Source organism: Pseudomonas sp. URMO17WK12:I12, assembly GCF_000514395.1.
Lineage (GTDB): Bacteria > Pseudomonadota > Gammaproteobacteria > Pseudomonadales > Pseudomonadaceae > Aquipseudomonas > Aquipseudomonas mucoides.
The window spans coordinates 343971-359957 of record NZ_AZVV01000006.1 but is presented as its reverse complement, the minus strand read 5'-3'; the positions used below and the strand labels follow the sequence as shown (position 1 = coordinate 359957).

The 15987-nt window shown below is 58.8% G+C and carries 16 protein-coding genes and 1 tRNA gene; 6 read left to right on the top strand and 11 right to left on the bottom strand.

The window, feature by feature from the left end; genetic code table 11:
- Positions 1 to 312 precede the first annotated feature (312 nt).
- The 6 genes from gcvH to D882_RS0109140 all read left to right on the top strand — a co-directional run bounded on the left by gcvH (position 313) and on the right by D882_RS0109140 (position 7431).
- The gene (gene gcvH / locus D882_RS0109165; RefSeq protein ID WP_027922951.1) at positions 313 to 696 is read left to right on the top strand and encodes a glycine cleavage system protein GcvH; all 384 of its coding nucleotides are present in this window, start codon (positions 313 to 315) and stop codon (positions 694 to 696) included.
- Positions 697 to 707: 11 nt separating this feature from the next.
- Positions 708 to 3557 carry an aminomethyl-transferring glycine dehydrogenase gene (gene gcvP / locus D882_RS0109160; protein WP_027922950.1) on the top strand — a complete coding sequence of 950 codons (2850 nt, stop codon included), beginning with the start codon at positions 708 to 710 and terminating at the stop codon, positions 3555 to 3557.
- 135 nt (positions 3558 to 3692) lie between these two features.
- Entirely contained in the window at positions 3693 to 5069 is a 1377-nt protein-coding gene (locus D882_RS0109155; protein ID WP_027922949.1) for an L-serine ammonia-lyase, read from the top strand.
- A 37-nt stretch (positions 5070 to 5106) separates the two neighbouring features.
- The gene (gene gcvT / locus D882_RS0109150) at positions 5107 to 6231 is read left to right on the top strand and encodes a glycine cleavage system aminomethyltransferase GcvT (protein WP_027922948.1); all 1125 of its coding nucleotides are present in this window, start codon (positions 5107 to 5109) and stop codon (positions 6229 to 6231) included.
- Positions 6232 to 6635: 404 nt separating this feature from the next.
- Positions 6636 to 6848 (top strand): cold-shock protein, encoded by a 213-nt coding sequence (locus D882_RS0109145; protein ID WP_003175786.1) that lies wholly within the window; start codon positions 6636 to 6638, stop codon positions 6846 to 6848.
- Between the two features lie 94 nt (positions 6849 to 6942).
- Positions 6943 to 7431: an RDD family protein gene (locus tag D882_RS0109140; protein ID WP_027922947.1), complete on the top strand. Its 489-nt coding sequence runs from the start codon at positions 6943 to 6945 to the stop codon at positions 7429 to 7431.
- A gap of 70 nt (positions 7432 to 7501) precedes the next feature.
- Here the strand turns inward: D882_RS0109140 and nadA are convergent, their stop codons facing one another.
- The 11 genes from nadA to ybgC form a co-directional block, all read right to left on the bottom strand.
- Positions 7502 to 8560: a quinolinate synthase NadA gene (gene nadA / locus D882_RS0109135; RefSeq protein ID WP_027922946.1), complete on the bottom strand. Its 1059-nt coding sequence runs from the start codon at positions 8558 to 8560 to the stop codon at positions 7502 to 7504.
- Between the two features lie 273 nt (positions 8561 to 8833).
- A tRNA-Lys gene (locus D882_RS0109130) sits at positions 8834 to 8909 on the bottom strand.
- Between the two features lie 63 nt (positions 8910 to 8972).
- Entirely contained in the window at positions 8973 to 9665 is a 693-nt protein-coding gene (gene queC / locus D882_RS0109125; protein WP_027922945.1) for a 7-cyano-7-deazaguanine synthase QueC, read from the bottom strand.
- Position 9666: 1 nt separating this feature from the next.
- Positions 9667 to 10314: a 7-carboxy-7-deazaguanine synthase QueE gene (gene queE, locus D882_RS0109120; protein ID WP_027922944.1), complete on the bottom strand. Its 648-nt coding sequence runs from the start codon at positions 10312 to 10314 to the stop codon at positions 9667 to 9669.
- A gap of 167 nt (positions 10315 to 10481) precedes the next feature.
- On the bottom strand, positions 10482 to 11321 hold the full coding sequence (gene ybgF / locus D882_RS0109115) for a tol-pal system protein YbgF (RefSeq protein WP_027922943.1): 840 nt from the start codon (positions 11319 to 11321) through the stop codon (positions 10482 to 10484).
- Positions 11322 to 11327: 6 nt separating this feature from the next.
- Positions 11328 to 11825 (bottom strand): peptidoglycan-associated lipoprotein Pal, encoded by a 498-nt coding sequence (pal, locus tag D882_RS0109110; RefSeq protein ID WP_003178634.1) that lies wholly within the window; start codon positions 11823 to 11825, stop codon positions 11328 to 11330.
- A 52-nt stretch (positions 11826 to 11877) separates the two neighbouring features.
- A complete protein-coding gene (gene tolB / locus D882_RS0109105; protein WP_218186576.1) occupies positions 11878 to 13146 on the bottom strand; it encodes a Tol-Pal system beta propeller repeat protein TolB in 1269 nt (422 codons plus the stop codon).
- Positions 13147 to 13175: 29 nt separating this feature from the next.
- Positions 13176 to 14255: a cell envelope integrity protein TolA gene (gene tolA, locus D882_RS0109100; RefSeq protein ID WP_027922941.1), complete on the bottom strand. Its 1080-nt coding sequence runs from the start codon at positions 14253 to 14255 to the stop codon at positions 13176 to 13178.
- Positions 14255 to 14707: a protein TolR gene (gene tolR / locus D882_RS0109095; RefSeq protein WP_161807482.1), complete on the bottom strand. Its 453-nt coding sequence runs from the start codon at positions 14705 to 14707 to the stop codon at positions 14255 to 14257. Before tolR ends, tolA begins: the two co-directional genes overlap by 1 nt.
- Before the next feature lie 23 nt (positions 14708 to 14730).
- Positions 14731 to 15426, bottom strand: coding sequence for a protein TolQ (tolQ, locus tag D882_RS0109090; protein WP_027922940.1), 696 nt, complete (start codon positions 15424 to 15426; stop codon positions 14731 to 14733).
- A complete protein-coding gene (gene ybgC, locus D882_RS0109085) occupies positions 15416 to 15883 on the bottom strand; it encodes a tol-pal system-associated acyl-CoA thioesterase (protein WP_027922939.1) in 468 nt (155 codons plus the stop codon). The genes tolQ and ybgC overlap by 11 nt, the downstream gene beginning before the upstream one ends.
- Between the last annotated feature and the right edge of the window lie 104 nt (positions 15884 to 15987).

Here is a 15987-nt window from a genome sequence, read left to right as displayed (position 1 = left end):
CCAGAACATCTCTCCAAAAACGACCTCCATCTGTACTGAAAGCGCTACAGCGGAACGATATCGCTACACCCCTCCCTGATCACGGCTGTGCAAGGCTTTGATCCACCTCGGCTTTCTTCCCTGACCTTGTCCGTATCGATTTCGCTACAGCGGGCGAATTCCGTCGACTCGCAAAACGCCACAAACCACTGATTAATAAAGACAAAACCAACATTGGCCGTGTTCTTGCTATGTAGTCCGGCATAACAGGGCTTTTTTGCCCAAGCATTCAATAGCGTCCACCAGACGAGTCTGGCCCCCTTAGGAGTTCTCATGAGCGATTTGCGTTTTACTGAAGATCACGAATGGCTGCGCACCGAAGCTGACGGCACCGTTACTGTCGGCATCACCGCTTTCGCACAGAACGCCTTGGGCGACGTGGTTTTCGTACAACTGCCTGAGCTGCAGTCCTACGACAAAGGCGCTGAAGCCGCCACCGTGGAATCGGTAAAAGCCGCCAGCGGCGTCTACATGCCGCTCGACGGCGAGGTGCTGGAAGTCAACCCGGCACTCGACAGCAGCCCTGAACTGGTCAACGAAGATCCGCTGGGCGAAGGCTGGTTCTTCCGCTTCCAGCCAAGCGACGCCTCTGCCGTCGCCCAACTGCTGGACCAGGACGCCTACGACCGCCTGATCAAAGCCCAAGCCGAAGCCTGAGGAGCACCGACATGACCGTAAACCTGACCACCGCCAACGAATTCATCGCCCGTCACATCGGCCCGCGTGCCGGCGACGAGCAAGCCATGCTCAACAGCCTCGGCTTCGACTCGCTGGAAGCCCTGAGCGCCAGCATTATCCCGGACAGCATCAAAGGCACCAGCGTGCTGGGCCTGGAAGACGGTTTGAGCGAAGCTGAAGCCCTCGCTTCGATCAAAGCCATCGCCGGCAAGAACCAACTGTTCAAGACCTACATTGGCCAGGGCTACTACGGCACCCACACGCCATCGCCGATCCTGCGCAACCTGCTGGAAAATCCGGCCTGGTACACCGCCTACACCCCGTACCAGCCAGAAATTTCCCAGGGCCGACTCGAAGCGCTGTTGAACTTCCAGACCCTGATCAGCGACCTGACCGGCCTGCCGATTGCCAACGCCTCCTTGCTCGACGAAGCCACCGCCGCTGCCGAAGCCATGACCTTCTGCAAACGCCTGAGCAAGAACAAGGGCAGCCACGCCTTCTTCGCTTCCGTGCATTGCCACCCGCAAACCCTCGACGTACTGCGCACCCGTGCCGAGCCGTTGGGCATTGATGTGGTGGTCGGCGACGAACTCGAACTGACCGACGTGACGCCGTTCTTCGGCGCTCTTCTGCAATACCCGGCCAGCAACGGTGACGTGTTTGATTACCGCGAACTGACCGAACGCTTCCACGCCGCCAACGCACTGGTGGCTGTGGCCGCTGACCTGCTGGCCCTGACCGTGCTGACCCCGCCAGGCGAATTCGGTGCCGACGTGGCCATCGGTAGCGCCCAGCGTTTCGGTGTTCCGCTGGGCTTCGGTGGCCCGCACGCGGCGTACTTCTCCACTAAAGACGCGTTCAAGCGCGACATGCCGGGCCGTCTGGTCGGTGTCTCCGTGGACCGTTTTGGCAAGCCGGCCCTGCGCCTGGCCATGCAAACCCGCGAGCAACACATCCGTCGCGAGAAAGCCACGAGCAACATCTGCACCGCTCAAGTGCTGCTAGCCAACATCGCCAGCATGTACGCCGTGTACCACGGTCCGAAAGGCCTGACCCAGATCGCCAACCGCGTGCATCACCTGACCGCCATTCTGGCCAAAGGCTTGAACGCACTGGGCCTGACCGTCGAACAAGCCAGCTTCTTCGACACCCTGACCCTGGCCACCGGCGCGCAAACCGCCGCGCTGCACGACAAGGCTCACGCCCGGCAGATCAACCTGCGCGTCATCGACGCTCAGCGTCTGGGCCTGTCGGTGGACGAAACCACCACCCAGGCTGACATCGAAACCCTGTGGGCTCTGTTCGCCGACGGCAAGACCCTGCCGGACTTCGCTGCGCTGGCCGCCTCGGTACAAAGCACCCTTCCAGCTGCGCTGGTGCGTCAATCGCCGATCCTCAGCCACCCGGTGTTTAACCGTTATCACTCGGAAACCGAGCTGATGCGCTACCTGCGCAAGCTCGCCGACAAGGACCTGGCGCTGGACCGCACCATGATCCCGCTGGGTTCTTGCACCATGAAACTCAACGCTGCCAGCGAGATGATCCCGGTGACCTGGGCTGAATTCGGTGCCCTGCACCCGTTCGCCCCGGCCGAGCAAAGCGCCGGCTACCAGCAACTGACCGACGAACTGGAAGCGATGCTGTGCGCCGCGACCGGTTACGACTCGATCTCGCTGCAACCGAACGCCGGTTCGCAAGGTGAATACGCCGGTCTGCTGGCCATCCGCGCCTATCACCAGAGCCGTGGCGAAGATCGTCGCGACATCTGCCTGATCCCGTCGTCCGCCCACGGCACCAACCCGGCCACCGCCAACATGGCTGGCATGCGTGTGGTCGTGACCGCTTGCGATGCACGCGGCAACGTCGACATCGAAGACCTGCGCGCCAAAGCCATCGAGCACCGCGAACACCTTGCGGCGCTGATGATCACTTACCCGTCGACCCACGGCGTGTTCGAAGAAGGCATCCGCGAAATCTGCGGCATCATTCATGACAACGGCGGCCAGGTGTACATCGACGGCGCCAACATGAACGCGATGGTCGGCCTCTGCGCACCGGGCAAGTTCGGCGGCGACGTGTCGCACCTGAACCTGCACAAAACCTTCTGCATCCCCCACGGCGGCGGCGGCCCGGGCGTCGGCCCGATCGGCGTGAAATCGCACCTGACTCCGTTCCTGCCGGGCCACGCCCAGATGGCACGCAAGGAAGGCGCGGTCTGCGCAGCACCGTTCGGCAGCGCGAGCATTCTGCCGATCACCTGGATGTACATTCGGATGATGGGCGGCGCCGGCCTGAAACGCGCTTCGCAGCTGGCGATCCTCAATGCCAACTACATCTCCCGTCGCCTCGAAGAGCATTACCCGGTTCTGTACACCGGCAGCAACGGCCTGGTGGCGCACGAATGCATCCTCGACCTGCGTCCGCTGAAAGACAGCAGCGGTATCAGCGTTGATGACGTCGCCAAGCGCCTGATCGACTTCGGCTTCCACGCCCCGACCATGTCGTTCCCGGTCGCCGGCACGCTGATGATCGAGCCGACCGAAAGCGAATCCAAGGAAGAACTGGACCGTTTCTGCGACGCCATGATCCGCATCCGCGAAGAAATCCGCGCGGTGGAAAACGGCACGCTGGACAAGGAAGACAACCCGCTGAAGAACGCTCCGCACACCGCGGCAGAGATCGTTGGCGAGTGGACGCATCCGTACAGCCGTGAGCAAGCGGTGTACCCGGTGGCCTCCCTGATCGAAGGCAAATACTGGCCACCGGTCGGTCGCGTCGACAATGTGTTTGGCGATCGCAACCTGGTGTGCGCCTGCCCGTCGATCGAAAGCTACGCTTAAGAAAATCAGCGTCTAGCGGCCAGCCTCGGGCTGCAAGGAAGAGCCGATCGGCTTTAACTTGCAGCTTGTTGCTTGTTGCTTGCCGCTGAGTGCTCGCGCTTGCGCGCGCCTATAACAAGAAACCGGAGAACAACCATGTCGTTAAGCGTGTTCGACCTGTTCAAGATTGGCATCGGCCCCTCCAGTTCCCACACCGTCGGCCCGATGCGCGCAGCTGCGCGTTTCGCCGAAGGGTTGCGCCGCGAAGGGCTGTTGGCCGCCACCACCTGCGTCAAAGTCGAGCTGTACGGCTCGCTCGGCGCCACCGGCAAGGGCCACGGCAGCGACAAGGCTGTGTTGCTCGGCCTCGAAGGTGAACACCCGGACACCGTGAATACCGAAACCGTGGCCGCCCGTCTGCAAGAAATCCGCGGCAACGGTCGCTTGAACCTGCTCGGTGAACACAGCATTGCGTTCAACGAGAAAGAACACCTGGCAATGATTCGCAAACCCTTGCCCTATCACCCCAACGGCATGATCTTTCGCGCCTTCGACGCCGCCGGCCTGCAGATCCGCAGCCGCGAGTACTACTCGGTCGGGGGTGGTTTTGTGGTCGATGAAGATGCCGCCGGCGCCGACCGCATCGTCGAAGACGCCACGCCGCTGACCTTCCCGTTCAAAAGTGCCAAGGACTTGCTCAGTCATTGCACCACCTACGGCCTGTCCATCAGCCAGGTGATGCTGACCAACGAAAGCGCCTGGCGCCCGGAAGCGGAAACCCGCGCCGGCCTGCTGAAGATCTGGCAAGTCATGCAGGACTGTGTCGACGCCGGTTGCCGCAACGAAGGCATTCTGCCCGGCGGGTTGAAGGTCAAGCGTCGCGCGGCGGCACTGCACCGGCAATTGTGCAAAAACCCGGAATCGTCACTGCGCGATCCGCTGTCAGTGCTGGACTGGGTCAACCTGTACGCCCTGGCGGTCAACGAAGAAAACGCCAATGGCGGACGCGTCGTCACCGCGCCCACAAACGGAGCGGCCGGGATCGTTCCGGCGGTTTTGCATTACTACATGCGCTTCATTCCCGGTGCCAATGAAGACGGCGTCGTACGCTTCCTGCTGACGGCGGCGGCCATCGGCATTCTCTATAAAGAAAACGCCTCGATCTCCGGCGCCGAAGTCGGCTGCCAGGGCGAGGTCGGCGTGGCCTGTTCGATGGCGGCCGGCGCCTTGTGCGAGGTCCTTGGCGGGACCGTGCAGCAAGTGGAAAACGCCGCCGAAATCGGCATGGAACATAACCTCGGCCTGACCTGCGACCCGATTGGCGGGCTGGTGCAAGTGCCTTGCATCGAGCGCAACGCCATGGGTTCGGTCAAGGCGATCAACGCGGTACGCATGGCCCTGCGCGGCGACGGTCAGCACTTCGTCTCCCTCGACAAGGTCATCCGCACCATGCGCCAGACCGGCGCCGACATGAAAAGCAAATACAAGGAAACCGCCCGCGGCGGTTTGGCGGTCAACATTATCGAGTGCTGATGCTCACGCGCACTGCACACTTTTTCAGGAGCTGAATATGTCCACCGAACAATTGCTGAAAACCCCGCTGCACGCACTGCACATCGAACTCGGCGCACGCATGGTGCCGTTCGCCGGCTATGACATGCCGGTGCAATACCCGCTCGGCGTGATGAAAGAACACCAGCACACCCGTGATCAGGCCGGGCTGTTTGATGTGTCGCACATGGGCCAGATCCGCCTGACCGGCGCCAATGCCGCCAAGGCCCTGGAAACCCTGGTGCCGGTGGACATTATCGACCTGCCGGTGGGCATGCAGCGCTACGCCATGTTCACCAACGAAACCGGTGGCATCCTCGACGACCTGATGGTCGCCAACCTCGGTAACGACGAACTGTTCCTGGTGGTCAACGCAGCCTGCAAGGATCAAGACCTGGCGCACCTGCGCAAGCACATCGGCGAGCAGTGCAACATCGAGCCGCTGTTCGAAGAACGCGCCCTGCTGGCGCTGCAAGGCCCGGCCGCCGTCACCGTGCTCGCACGCCTGGCGCCGGAAGTGGCGAAGATGACCTTCATGCAGTTCACCCGCGTGAAACTGCTGGGCGTGGACTGCTTTGTCAGCCGTTCGGGCTACACCGGTGAGGACGGTTTCGAAATCTCGGTACCGGCCGCCAACGCCGAAGCCCTGGCTCGCGCCCTGTTGGCTGAACCTGAAGTGGCGGCCATCGGCCTTGGCGCTCGCGACTCGCTGCGCCTGGAAGCCGGTCTGTGCCTCTACGGCCACGACATGAACACCGAGACCACCCCGATCGAAGCGAGCCTGCTGTGGGCCATCTCAAAGCCTCGTCGTGCCGATGGCGCGCGGGCCGGCGGCTTCCCTGGCGCTGAAACCGTGTTCGCACAACAGCAAGGTGGCGTCAGCCGCAAGCGCGTCGGCCTGCTGCCTCAGGAACGCACACCCGTGCGTGAAGGCGCAGAAATCGTCAACGAGGCCGGCGAGATCATCGGCGCCGTTTGCAGCGGCGGCTTCGGTCCGACCTTGGGTGCTCCTTTGGCCATGGGTTACCTCGACAGCGCTTATATCGCTATCGACACACCCGTATGGGCGATCGTCCGTGGGAAAAAGGTGCCTTTGCTTGTAAGCAAAATGCCATTTGTTGCACAACGCTACTATCGCGGCTGATTGATTGTTTCTATAAGTAACGCGGTTGCGTTGACAGTGCACTAATGTGTAACGCAACCGCCATAAAATAGTGCATATCTTTATAGCCAGCCTTCGTTTATGAACGTTGCTTATAACGATCGAAAACAATTGAACAGCGGCAAAGAATAAGACGGCACTAGTGGATCGACTAGTACCCTCAACCTGAGTAAAACCGGGCCTCTGACGGGGCTTGTTTTTTCTCCCGTAGTTGGCGTAGAGTTTATTCACTGTGTTTGCATGGGTCGCTTGGAATCGTGACCTGGGCAGTAGCCTACAAGTTAGCTACATCCCGTTCGACGTCTTCTTACTCTCCTGCAACCAGCCCCAGTACTCTTTCATGAGAAGGAGACTGTCATTAATTTTTGCGTCAAAGGAAATAAGAAATGTCCCAACGTCAGAGCGGTACCGTCAAGTGGTTTAACGACGAGAAAGGTTTTGGTTTTATCACTCCTGAAAGCGGTCCGGATCTGTTCGTGCATTTCCGCGCCATCCAGGGCAACGGCTTCAAGAGCCTGAAAGAAGGCCAGAAAGTGACTTTCGTTGCTGTGCAAGGCCAGAAAGGCATGCAGGCTGACGAAGTACAAGCAGAAGCCTAATCTTCTGTTACGAAAAAGCCCCTGATGCTGACATCAGGGGCTTTTTTGTGCGCGTAAATCCGTAAAATGGCTTTTTTTCCGCCCAGAGGCTGCCATGTCGAAACACCTGCTCAATCCCCAGGGCGACTTTCCCGCCGCCACCCTGGGTCGTCGCCTGGCAGCGATGTTCTATGACTTCCTGTTGTGTACCGCCCTGCTGATCGTCACCAGCGGCGTCTACAAGATGATCCAGATGGCGATCCTCGGCGAAGAGAAAATGCGCACCCTGACTGAAGCCGGCGCGCTGGACGGGGATCCATTACTCTCGACGGTGCTGCTGTTTGTGTTGTTTGGTTTTTTTGCCAAGTTCTGGACCTGGTCCGGTCAGACCCTGGGCATGCAGGTGTGGTGCATCCGTGTGCAGAATGCCGATGGCTCGTCCATCAGCCTGTGGCAGGCGTTGTTGCGCTTTGTGGTGTCGATTGCTTCTTGGCTGTGCGTGGGCCTGGGGTTTATCTGGCCATTATTTGATAAGCAGAAACGCAGCTGGCATGACATGTACTCCAACACTCAGCTTGTGCGCATCCCGAAGAAAACCAAGTAATTCAGCTATACAGAAACCACTGTGGGAGCAAGCTTGCTCCCACAGGTTTTTTAGGACTGGCTCAAAGAGTTCAGGCGTTACCGGCGAGCTTCATCCGCGCAGCCTGAGTAAAGTCCAGCATGCGCTTCAACGGCCGAATCGCCTGCGGAATCAACGCCGGATCCACAAAGATCTCGTTAGTCCCTTCCTTCAAGCACTTCAGCGTGCGCTCAAGGGTGTTCATCGCCATCCACGGGCAGTGCGCGCAACTGCGGCAGGCTGCGCCGTTACCGGCCGTTGGCGCCTCGATGAAGACCTTGTCAGGGCACAGCTGCTGCATCTTGTAAAAGATGCCGCGATCGGTGGCGACGATCAGGGTCTTGTTCGGCAGACTCTGTGCCGCCGCAATCAACTGACTGGTGGAACCGACGGCATCCGCCAGCTCGATCACCGAGGTCGGCGACTCCGGGTGCACCAGAATCGCGGCATCCGGGTACAGCGCTTTCATGTCTTCAAGCTGCTTGGACTTGAACTCTTCGTGAACGATGCAGGCACCGTCCCAGAGCAGCATGTCCGCACCGGTCTGGCGCTGAATGTAGGTGCCCAGGTGCTTGTCCGGGCCCCAGATAATGGTCTCGCCGTTATCCATCAGGCTTTCGACGATTTCCAGCGCACAGCTGGATGTCACCACCCAGTCCGCCCGCGCCTTGACCGCCGCCGAGGTGTTGGCATACACCACCACCGTGCGTTCCGGGTGCTGATCACAGAACGCCGAAAACTCGTCCACCGGGCAACCCAGGTCCAGCGAGCAGGTCGCTTCCAGGGTCGGCATCAGAATGCGTTTTTCAGGGTTGAGAATTTTGGCGGTTTCGCCCATGAACTTCACTCCGGCGACCAGCACGGTCTTGGCCGGGTGAGCACTGCCGAAGCGGGCCATCTCCAGTGAGTCGGAGACGCAACCACCGGTTTCTTCGGCCAGGGCCTGAATCACCGGATCGCAATAGAAGTGGGCAACCAGCACCGCGTCCTGAGCCTTGAGCTCGGCGGCGATGGCGGCACGGTAATAAGCCTCTTCCTCGACGGTCAGCGGCTTGGGCTGCTTGGCGTCGAGGTGAGCTTGAACCAGAAGGCGTTCGGAAATCTGCGTCATGTTCGCAAGACCTGCAGGCGCTTTCGCGCGAAAGTCGAGTATACACCCGGCTCCGGACCCATCAGGGTACCGCCGGGAGAGTGAGTATTCATCAGGCACGGACAGCGTTGAAGTTGCGCAAGGCTACAGAATATCCCGTGGATGCAAAAGATGATTCTGACCTGCGTCATGCGATGCAGCCCAGGGCCTGGGCGAGCTCAAATCGCGGGCAAAAAAAAATCCGGAAATCCTCACTTGCGTGGGCCTTCCAGACTTTTAAAACTGCTACAAAAATGGTGGGTCGTGTGGGATTCGAACCTACGACCAATTGGTTAAAAGCCAACTGCTCTACCAACTGAGCTAACGACCCGCTGTGTGGTGGCGCGTATAATACTGATTTTTAAGGACTATTCAACACCTAATTTGAAATAAATCAAAAATAAGGTGTTGGGTCGCTGATTCCGGCCGCCGCAAAGCCTTCTGCACGCAGTCGGCAGCTGTCGCATTTGCCGCATGCACGGCCGTCATCGTCAGCCTGATAGCAGGAAACCGTCAGCCCATAATTGACGCCCAGCTTCACGCCCGCCTCGACAATTTGCGCCTTGCTCAGGTTCTGCAGGGGTGCCTGGATACGGAAGCCATTGCCCTCTACCCCGGCTTTGGTCGCCAGATTGGCCATGCGCTCGAAGGACTCGATGAACTCGGGACGGCAGTCCGGGTAACCGGAGTAATCCACCGCATTCACGCCAATGAAGATGTCACGCGCACCGAGCACTTCAGCCCAGCCCAAGGCCAGCGACAGGAATACCGTGTTGCGCGCTGGCACGTAAGTCACTGGAATGCCCTCCCCCAGCGCCTCCGGAATGTCGATGCTGCTGTCGGTCAGCGCCGAGCCGCCCATACCGTTCAGGTTGAGGCCGATCACCTTGTGCTCGACCACGCCCAGGTCACGGGCAACGCGTGCAGCGGCGTGCAACTCTGCCTGGGAGCGCTGACCGTAATCAAAGCTCATGGTGTAGCAGCTGTAGCCTTCGGCGCGGGCCATGGCCACGACAGTTGCCGAGTCCAGCCCGCCGGACAGCAGGATGACTGCTCGTTTTTCAGCGGTGTTCAGTTGTTCCGTCATTTCAGCGCCCCGGCTCGTCATTCCAAAGATATTTATGCAGCTGCAATTGCAAACGCACTGGCAGGTTGTCCGCCACCACCCAATCCGCCAGGTCCCGAGCATTCAGGTCGTGGTGGCTTGGCGAGAACAGGACTTCGCCGACACGCCGGTCAAGACCGTACTGGATCAGTTTGGACACGGCCCAGTCGTAGTCTTCCCGCGAGCAGATGACGAACTTCACCTGATCGTTAGGCGTGAGCAGCTCGATATTTTCGTAGCGGTTGCGATGTGCTTCTTTCGAACCCGGGGTTTTCAGGTCGACAACGCGACTGACCCGGGAATCTACCGCCGAGATATCAAGCGCACCACTGGTTTCCAGTGACACTTCGTAACCGGCGTCGCACAACTGCTTGAGCAATGGGATGGCGTTAGGTTGTGCCAGTGGCTCGCCACCGGTAACACACACATAACGGGGGCGGAAACCGGCCACTTGCTCGAGGATGTCGTCGAGCGGGCGAAGGGTGCCGCCAGTGAACGCGTAGGCGCTGTCGCAGTATTGGCAACGCAAAGGGCAACCGGTCAGGCGCACAAATACTGTGGGCAGCCCGGCAGTTCGCGTTTCACCCTGCAACGAGTAAAAAACTTCGGTAATTCTCAATGTGTCTTGCATAGTCGCCACGGGCATAACAGCTAAACAGGCTGTCCGCCTCCGTCAGGCACTTCAAGGAACCCCGCCACCGCGCAGATCCCAAAAAGCGTGTTTCATAAAAAGGGCGTGAATTCTAACGAAAAAACCCGCGACAAGCGCGGGTTTCTTCGAAACGGGTCAAGCAGCCCTTACATTTTTTGCAGATCACGCTGAGCCAACTGAGCGGCGGAGGTGCCCGGATATTGCGACACAACCTGCTGCAGAATGCCTTTGACCTTGTCGGTGTGACCGAGGCGGCGCTCTACATCAGCCAGCTTGTACAACGAATCAGGCACTTTGGCGTGCTTTGGGTACAGCTGTGAAACCTTGGCAAACGCCTGACCTGCACCTTGCAGATCGCCTTTGGCCAGGTTCACTTCGCCCAACCAGTACTGGGCATTGCCCGCGTATTGGCTGTTCGGGTATTTGCGCAGGAAAGCGGCAAAAGCCTGGCTGGCCTTGTCGAAATCCTTGGCTTTGATCAGGTCGAAGGCTGCATCGTAATACAGCTTTTCCTTCGCCGGATCCGCCGGTTCGCCACCCGCGGCAGGTGCCTGAGCGGCAGCCGCTCCTGCACTTGCGCCAGCAGCTGCTGCACTAGGGGCATTCAAATCGCCACCAGTGGAAGAATTTTCAGGAGTCGCGGCAGGTGCAACGCCGGTTCCTATGCGCCGATCAAGATCCTGATATCGCTCCAGGTTCTCTTGCTTCATGCGCGCTACATCATTTTGCAGTTCTTCGATCACACCCTGTTGGCGCGAGATCTGGTCCTGCATTTGTTGCAGTTGGTTGAACAGCTGACCCTGTGCCGAGACAGGGGTTGAAACCCCTCCCCCGGCATAGGCGCCGTTCGTACCGTAACCCGCAGGCGGATAACTACTCCCGCTGTTAGAACCGGAGTTGTTATCGACCACAGGAACCGCAGCCCACACCGCAAGCGGTGCGAGACTGAGAGCCAAGACAGTTACAGCACGACGGCACGTTCGCATGACGAATTACTTACGCAGTTCGACGCGACGGTTTTGAGCCCAGGACTGCTCGTCGTTGCCGGTAGCAACTGGACGCTCTTCGCCGTAGGAAACCAGTTCCAGCTGAGCTGGGGAAACGCCTTGCAGTACCAGGTAGCGTTGAACGGCTTTCGCACGACGCTCGCCCAGTGCCATGTTGTACTCACGAGTACCACGTTCGTCGGTGTTGCCTTCCAGAACAACGCGAGCGCCGTTTGCTTTCAGGTCTTTGGCGTGAACGTCCAGAGCGCGCATGGCTTCTGGCTTCAGGTCCGAGCTGTCGTATTCGAAGTAGAAGGTGGTGATTGCGCGCAGAGCAGCTTCTTCGCTCAGGGAACCGTCAACGGCACCAGTGTTTGCGCCGTAACCAGCGTTTGGATCAACAGCGCCTTCACCGGCGTTGTCGCCGCCTTTGGACGAGCAACCTACAGCTACAGCCATGGCCAGAGCCAGCGCAGCAAATTTACCAAACTTCAGCATTTCCATCGTGAAACTCCTAATGAACCCCAGTGTGTTAAGTAAAACGTGTAGCGCCGCGTCAGTTCAGGTAAGGGGACCAGGAAGGTTCTCGAACTTCGCCTTGAGCGGTAGGAAGCGGGAGCCTTACGCGTCCATTAATGGACACGAGCATCAAGACTCCCCGGCCCTGCTGGCGGGTGGCGTAGATTACCATGGTGCCGTTGGGCGCAACAGTAGGCGACTCGTCCAGAGTGCTATCAGTGAGGATCTTTACACTACCTCGCTGCAAATCCTGGGCTGCCACCTTGAAATTGGTGAAGCCGTCCTGGCGGTGAATCATCACCAGGGTCTTTTCATCAGCCGACAGTTTAGGGTTGGCGTTGTAGTTACCGATGAAGGTCACACGTTCCGCACCGCCACCACTGACACTGGTTTTATAGATCTGCGGCTTGCCGCCACGGTCGGAGGTGAAGTAGATGGTCGAACCATCCTTACCCCAGAACGGTTCGGTGTTGATGCCGGGACCATTGGTGACGCGGGAGATCTGACGCGAACCCAGGTTCATCACATAGATGTCCGGGTTGCCATCCTTGGACAGGACGAATGCCAGGCGATTGCCATCCGGCGACCAGGCTGGCGCGCCATTCAGGCCTTCGAAGTTGGTGATCTGCTCGCGGCGACCGGTGTCGATGTTCTGCATGAAGATGCGCGGACGCTTCTGCTCGAACGACACATAAGCGATGCGCTTGCCATCCGGTGCAAAACGCGGCGACAGGATAGGCTCGCGCGATTGCAGCAGGGTCACGGCACGGGCACCGTCATAGTCCGAACGTTGCAGTGTGTAGCGCGTGTTCTTCTCGGAGAAACGCTCGGCGGTCACGTACAACAGACGCGTCGAGAACGCACCTTTGATACCGGTGAGTTTTTCGAACGACTGGTCGGAGATGTAGTGCGCCATGTCGCGCAGTTGATCAACGCTGCCCGACACGCTGCCGGTCAGCACTTGCTGCTCGGTGGCGACGTTGAACAGAGCGTACTGAACCTGCAGGCGACCGCCTGCTGGCACGATACTGCCGACCATGATGTATTGGGCGCCAACCGCTTTCCAGTCACGGTAAATGATTTCGCTGGCCTGGCTCGGCTGGCTGATCATGTTCTGCTTTGGAATCGGCGCGTAGTAACCCGAGTTGCGCAGGTCGTTACCGATGATTTCAGCCATGTCGTCCGGCAGCACGCTGCCGCCCTGGAAACCGAATGGCACGACGGCAATTGGAGTGGCCTGGGAGCTGCCACTGCTGACCAGGATATTTTTTTCATCTGCCGTGGCCAGTCCTGCGAAGCAGAACATGACTACAAGCAGTCCTCGAAGAAGGTTTCTCACAAGGCTAGATCCTCAGGTGTGAATGTCATCTTGAATGAACGATAGGGTGCGAAATCAGCTGGCTTCAGACCCTGCATTTCGGTCAAACGACCAATATTTTTTACCGCCGCTACTGCTGAACTGTCGAACGGCACATCACCACTGGAATGAGCAACCGATACGCCGGAGATCGTTCCGTCAGGCAGCATGTTGATTTGCAGAATCACTTTCATGCCCTTGCGGGCCGACGGTGGCTGCGCCCAACCTTCAGAAGCGCGCGAACGAATCAGATCATCGAAGTTGCCCGCGGTCTCATCACCCTGCTCATCCGCCAACGCCTGTTGACGCTCCGGCTTGTCGGACAGCAAATCAGCCAAGGCCTGCGCCTTTTTGTCTTCAACCGATTTACGTGCCGCATCCTGCGACTTCTTCTTCGCAGCATCGGCAGCAGCTTTCTTCTTCGCGTCTTCGGCGACTTTCTTCTTCGCCTCTTCAGCTTCAGCTTTCTTCTTGGCGTCTTCGGCGGCTTTCTTCTTCGCGTCTTCGACGATTTTCTTCTTGGCTTCTTCAGCGGCCTCTTTCTTGGCCTCTTCTTCAGCTGCTTTCTTGGCTTCTTCTTCGGCTTTCTTCTTGGCTATATCAGCCAATTGTTTCTCTTCTGCCTTTTTGGCTTCGGCGGTCTTCTTCGCTTCATCGGCTTTCTTGGCTTCATCAGCCTTTTTCGCCTCATCCGCTTTCTTCGACTCGTCGGCCTTCTTGGCTTCCTCGGCCTTTTGAGCCGCTTCTTCTTTCTTTTGTTCCGCAGCCTTCACCGCTTCCTGCTCGACCTTTTTCTGTTCCATCTGTTCGACTTCAGTTTGACGCGCAGCAGATTTCTGCGCTTCACCCGCAATCTTCTGATTGGTCTGGGTGGTCGCCCGACTTTTCGATTTCAGCTGGTACAGGGTCGCCTGGACAATCGGCTTGGCCGGCGGCAACTCAGGCGTCATGGCAAAACTGACAAACAGCATGCCGAACACCAGCACGTGCAAGCCAATCGCCCAGACACTAGGCCAGAAGTAGCTTTCCGAGGCTGTTGGCTCTCGTTGTTGCTGCATCAGGGCGCCTCGGTAATCAAGCCAACGTTACCGACTCCGGCCTTCTGCAACCCGCCCATGGCGCCCATGACCGAACCGTAATCAACGGTCTTGTCGCCACGGATGAACACCTGAGTACGCTTGCCACCTTCAGTGCCGGCACGAATGATCTTGGTCACCGCGTCAGTCATCTGCGGCAAGGTCATGGCCTTGTCCTGCTGCTTTTCGGTGTCGACTTCACTGCCAAGGTTCCAGTAGTAGGTCTTGTCAGCCTTGATCGAAATGGTCAGGACCTGGGTGTTGTTGTCCTGCGGCAAGGCTTCGCTGGAAACCTTGGGCAGATCAACTTTCACGCCCTGATTGAGCATCGGCGCGGTCACCATGAAGATGACCAGCAGTACCAGCATCACGTCGATGTAAGGCACTACGTTCATCTCGGCAACCGGCTTGCGCTTTTTGCGAGCTCGAGCGATTAAAGCCATTGGAAATTACCTGCTTATTCTTCGCTGGTGTGCACTTTGCGGTGCAGGATCGCCTGGAATTCATCGGCGAAGGTGTAGTAACGGCTCAGCAAGGTTTCGCTGCGAGCAGAGAAGCGGTTGTAAGCAATAACGGCCGGGATGGCAGCGAACAGACCGATCGCGGTGGCGATCAGCGCTTCGGCGATACCGGGAGCCACAGTGGCCAGGGTCGCTTGCTGGGCCGAGGCCAGGCCACGGAAGGAGTTCATGATGCCCCAGACCGTACCGAACAGACCGATGTACGGGCTCACGGAGCCGACGGTGGCCAGGAATGGCAGGCTCTGCTCGAGCTTCTCTTCTTCGCGGGAAATGGCGACGCGCATGGCACGGGCCACGCCTTCCATGACCGCTTCCGGGTCAACGCCTGGCTGCTGGCGCAGACGGGAGAATTCCTTGAAACCGGCACGAAAAATCTGCTCGACGCCCGAATCCGGGTCAGGGTTGCTGCCGGCCTGACGGTAGAGTTTGGACAGGTCGATACCGGACCAGAAGCGCTCTTCGAAGCTCTCCAGGGCACGTCGACCGGCGCGAATCAAATTGCTGCGCTGAAAAATCATGATCCATGAGGTCACCGATGCGGCTACCAGGATCAGCATTACCAGTTGCACCACGATACTGGCATTGCTGACCAGGCTCCACATGGAGGAATGGTCGACGACGTTAGCTTCCACGCTTTATCTCCTGCTTTGAGTGTGTACCCGCGCCGCTCACGTCGGCAAAGGCCGCACGTAGAGCTTCGGGAATGGCCCGGGGTTTCAAACTGTTAGTGCGCACACAGGCCACCAAAAACTGCCCTTCGCAGAGCAGCACATTATCCGTTGCCCGCCTGACCTGCTGCTTGAAACGCAGGCTGACCCGGTTCAATTCGATTACTTCAGCGCTTACCAGAAGCTCGTCGTCCAGTCGCGCCGGCGCGTGGTAACGCGCTTCGCTGGAATGCACGACAAACAACAGGTCCTCCCCTGCCAGCGCCGATTGGGCAAAGCCCAGATCCCGGAGCCGCTCGGTTCGAGCCCGTTCCATAAACTTGAGGTAATTGACGTAATACACGATGCCGCCCGCATCGGTGTCCTCGTAATAAACGCGACAACGATGTGTGAACGGCTCAAGCCCGTTTTGCGCGCGCATACTCTAGTGCTTACTCCTCAGGTTGCCAATCCGGCCAGGCAACTGTTTTTCATTGATCTGCGGGCTTTTTCGAAAAAGCACGGTCCTCGGACCGCACAAAAGCC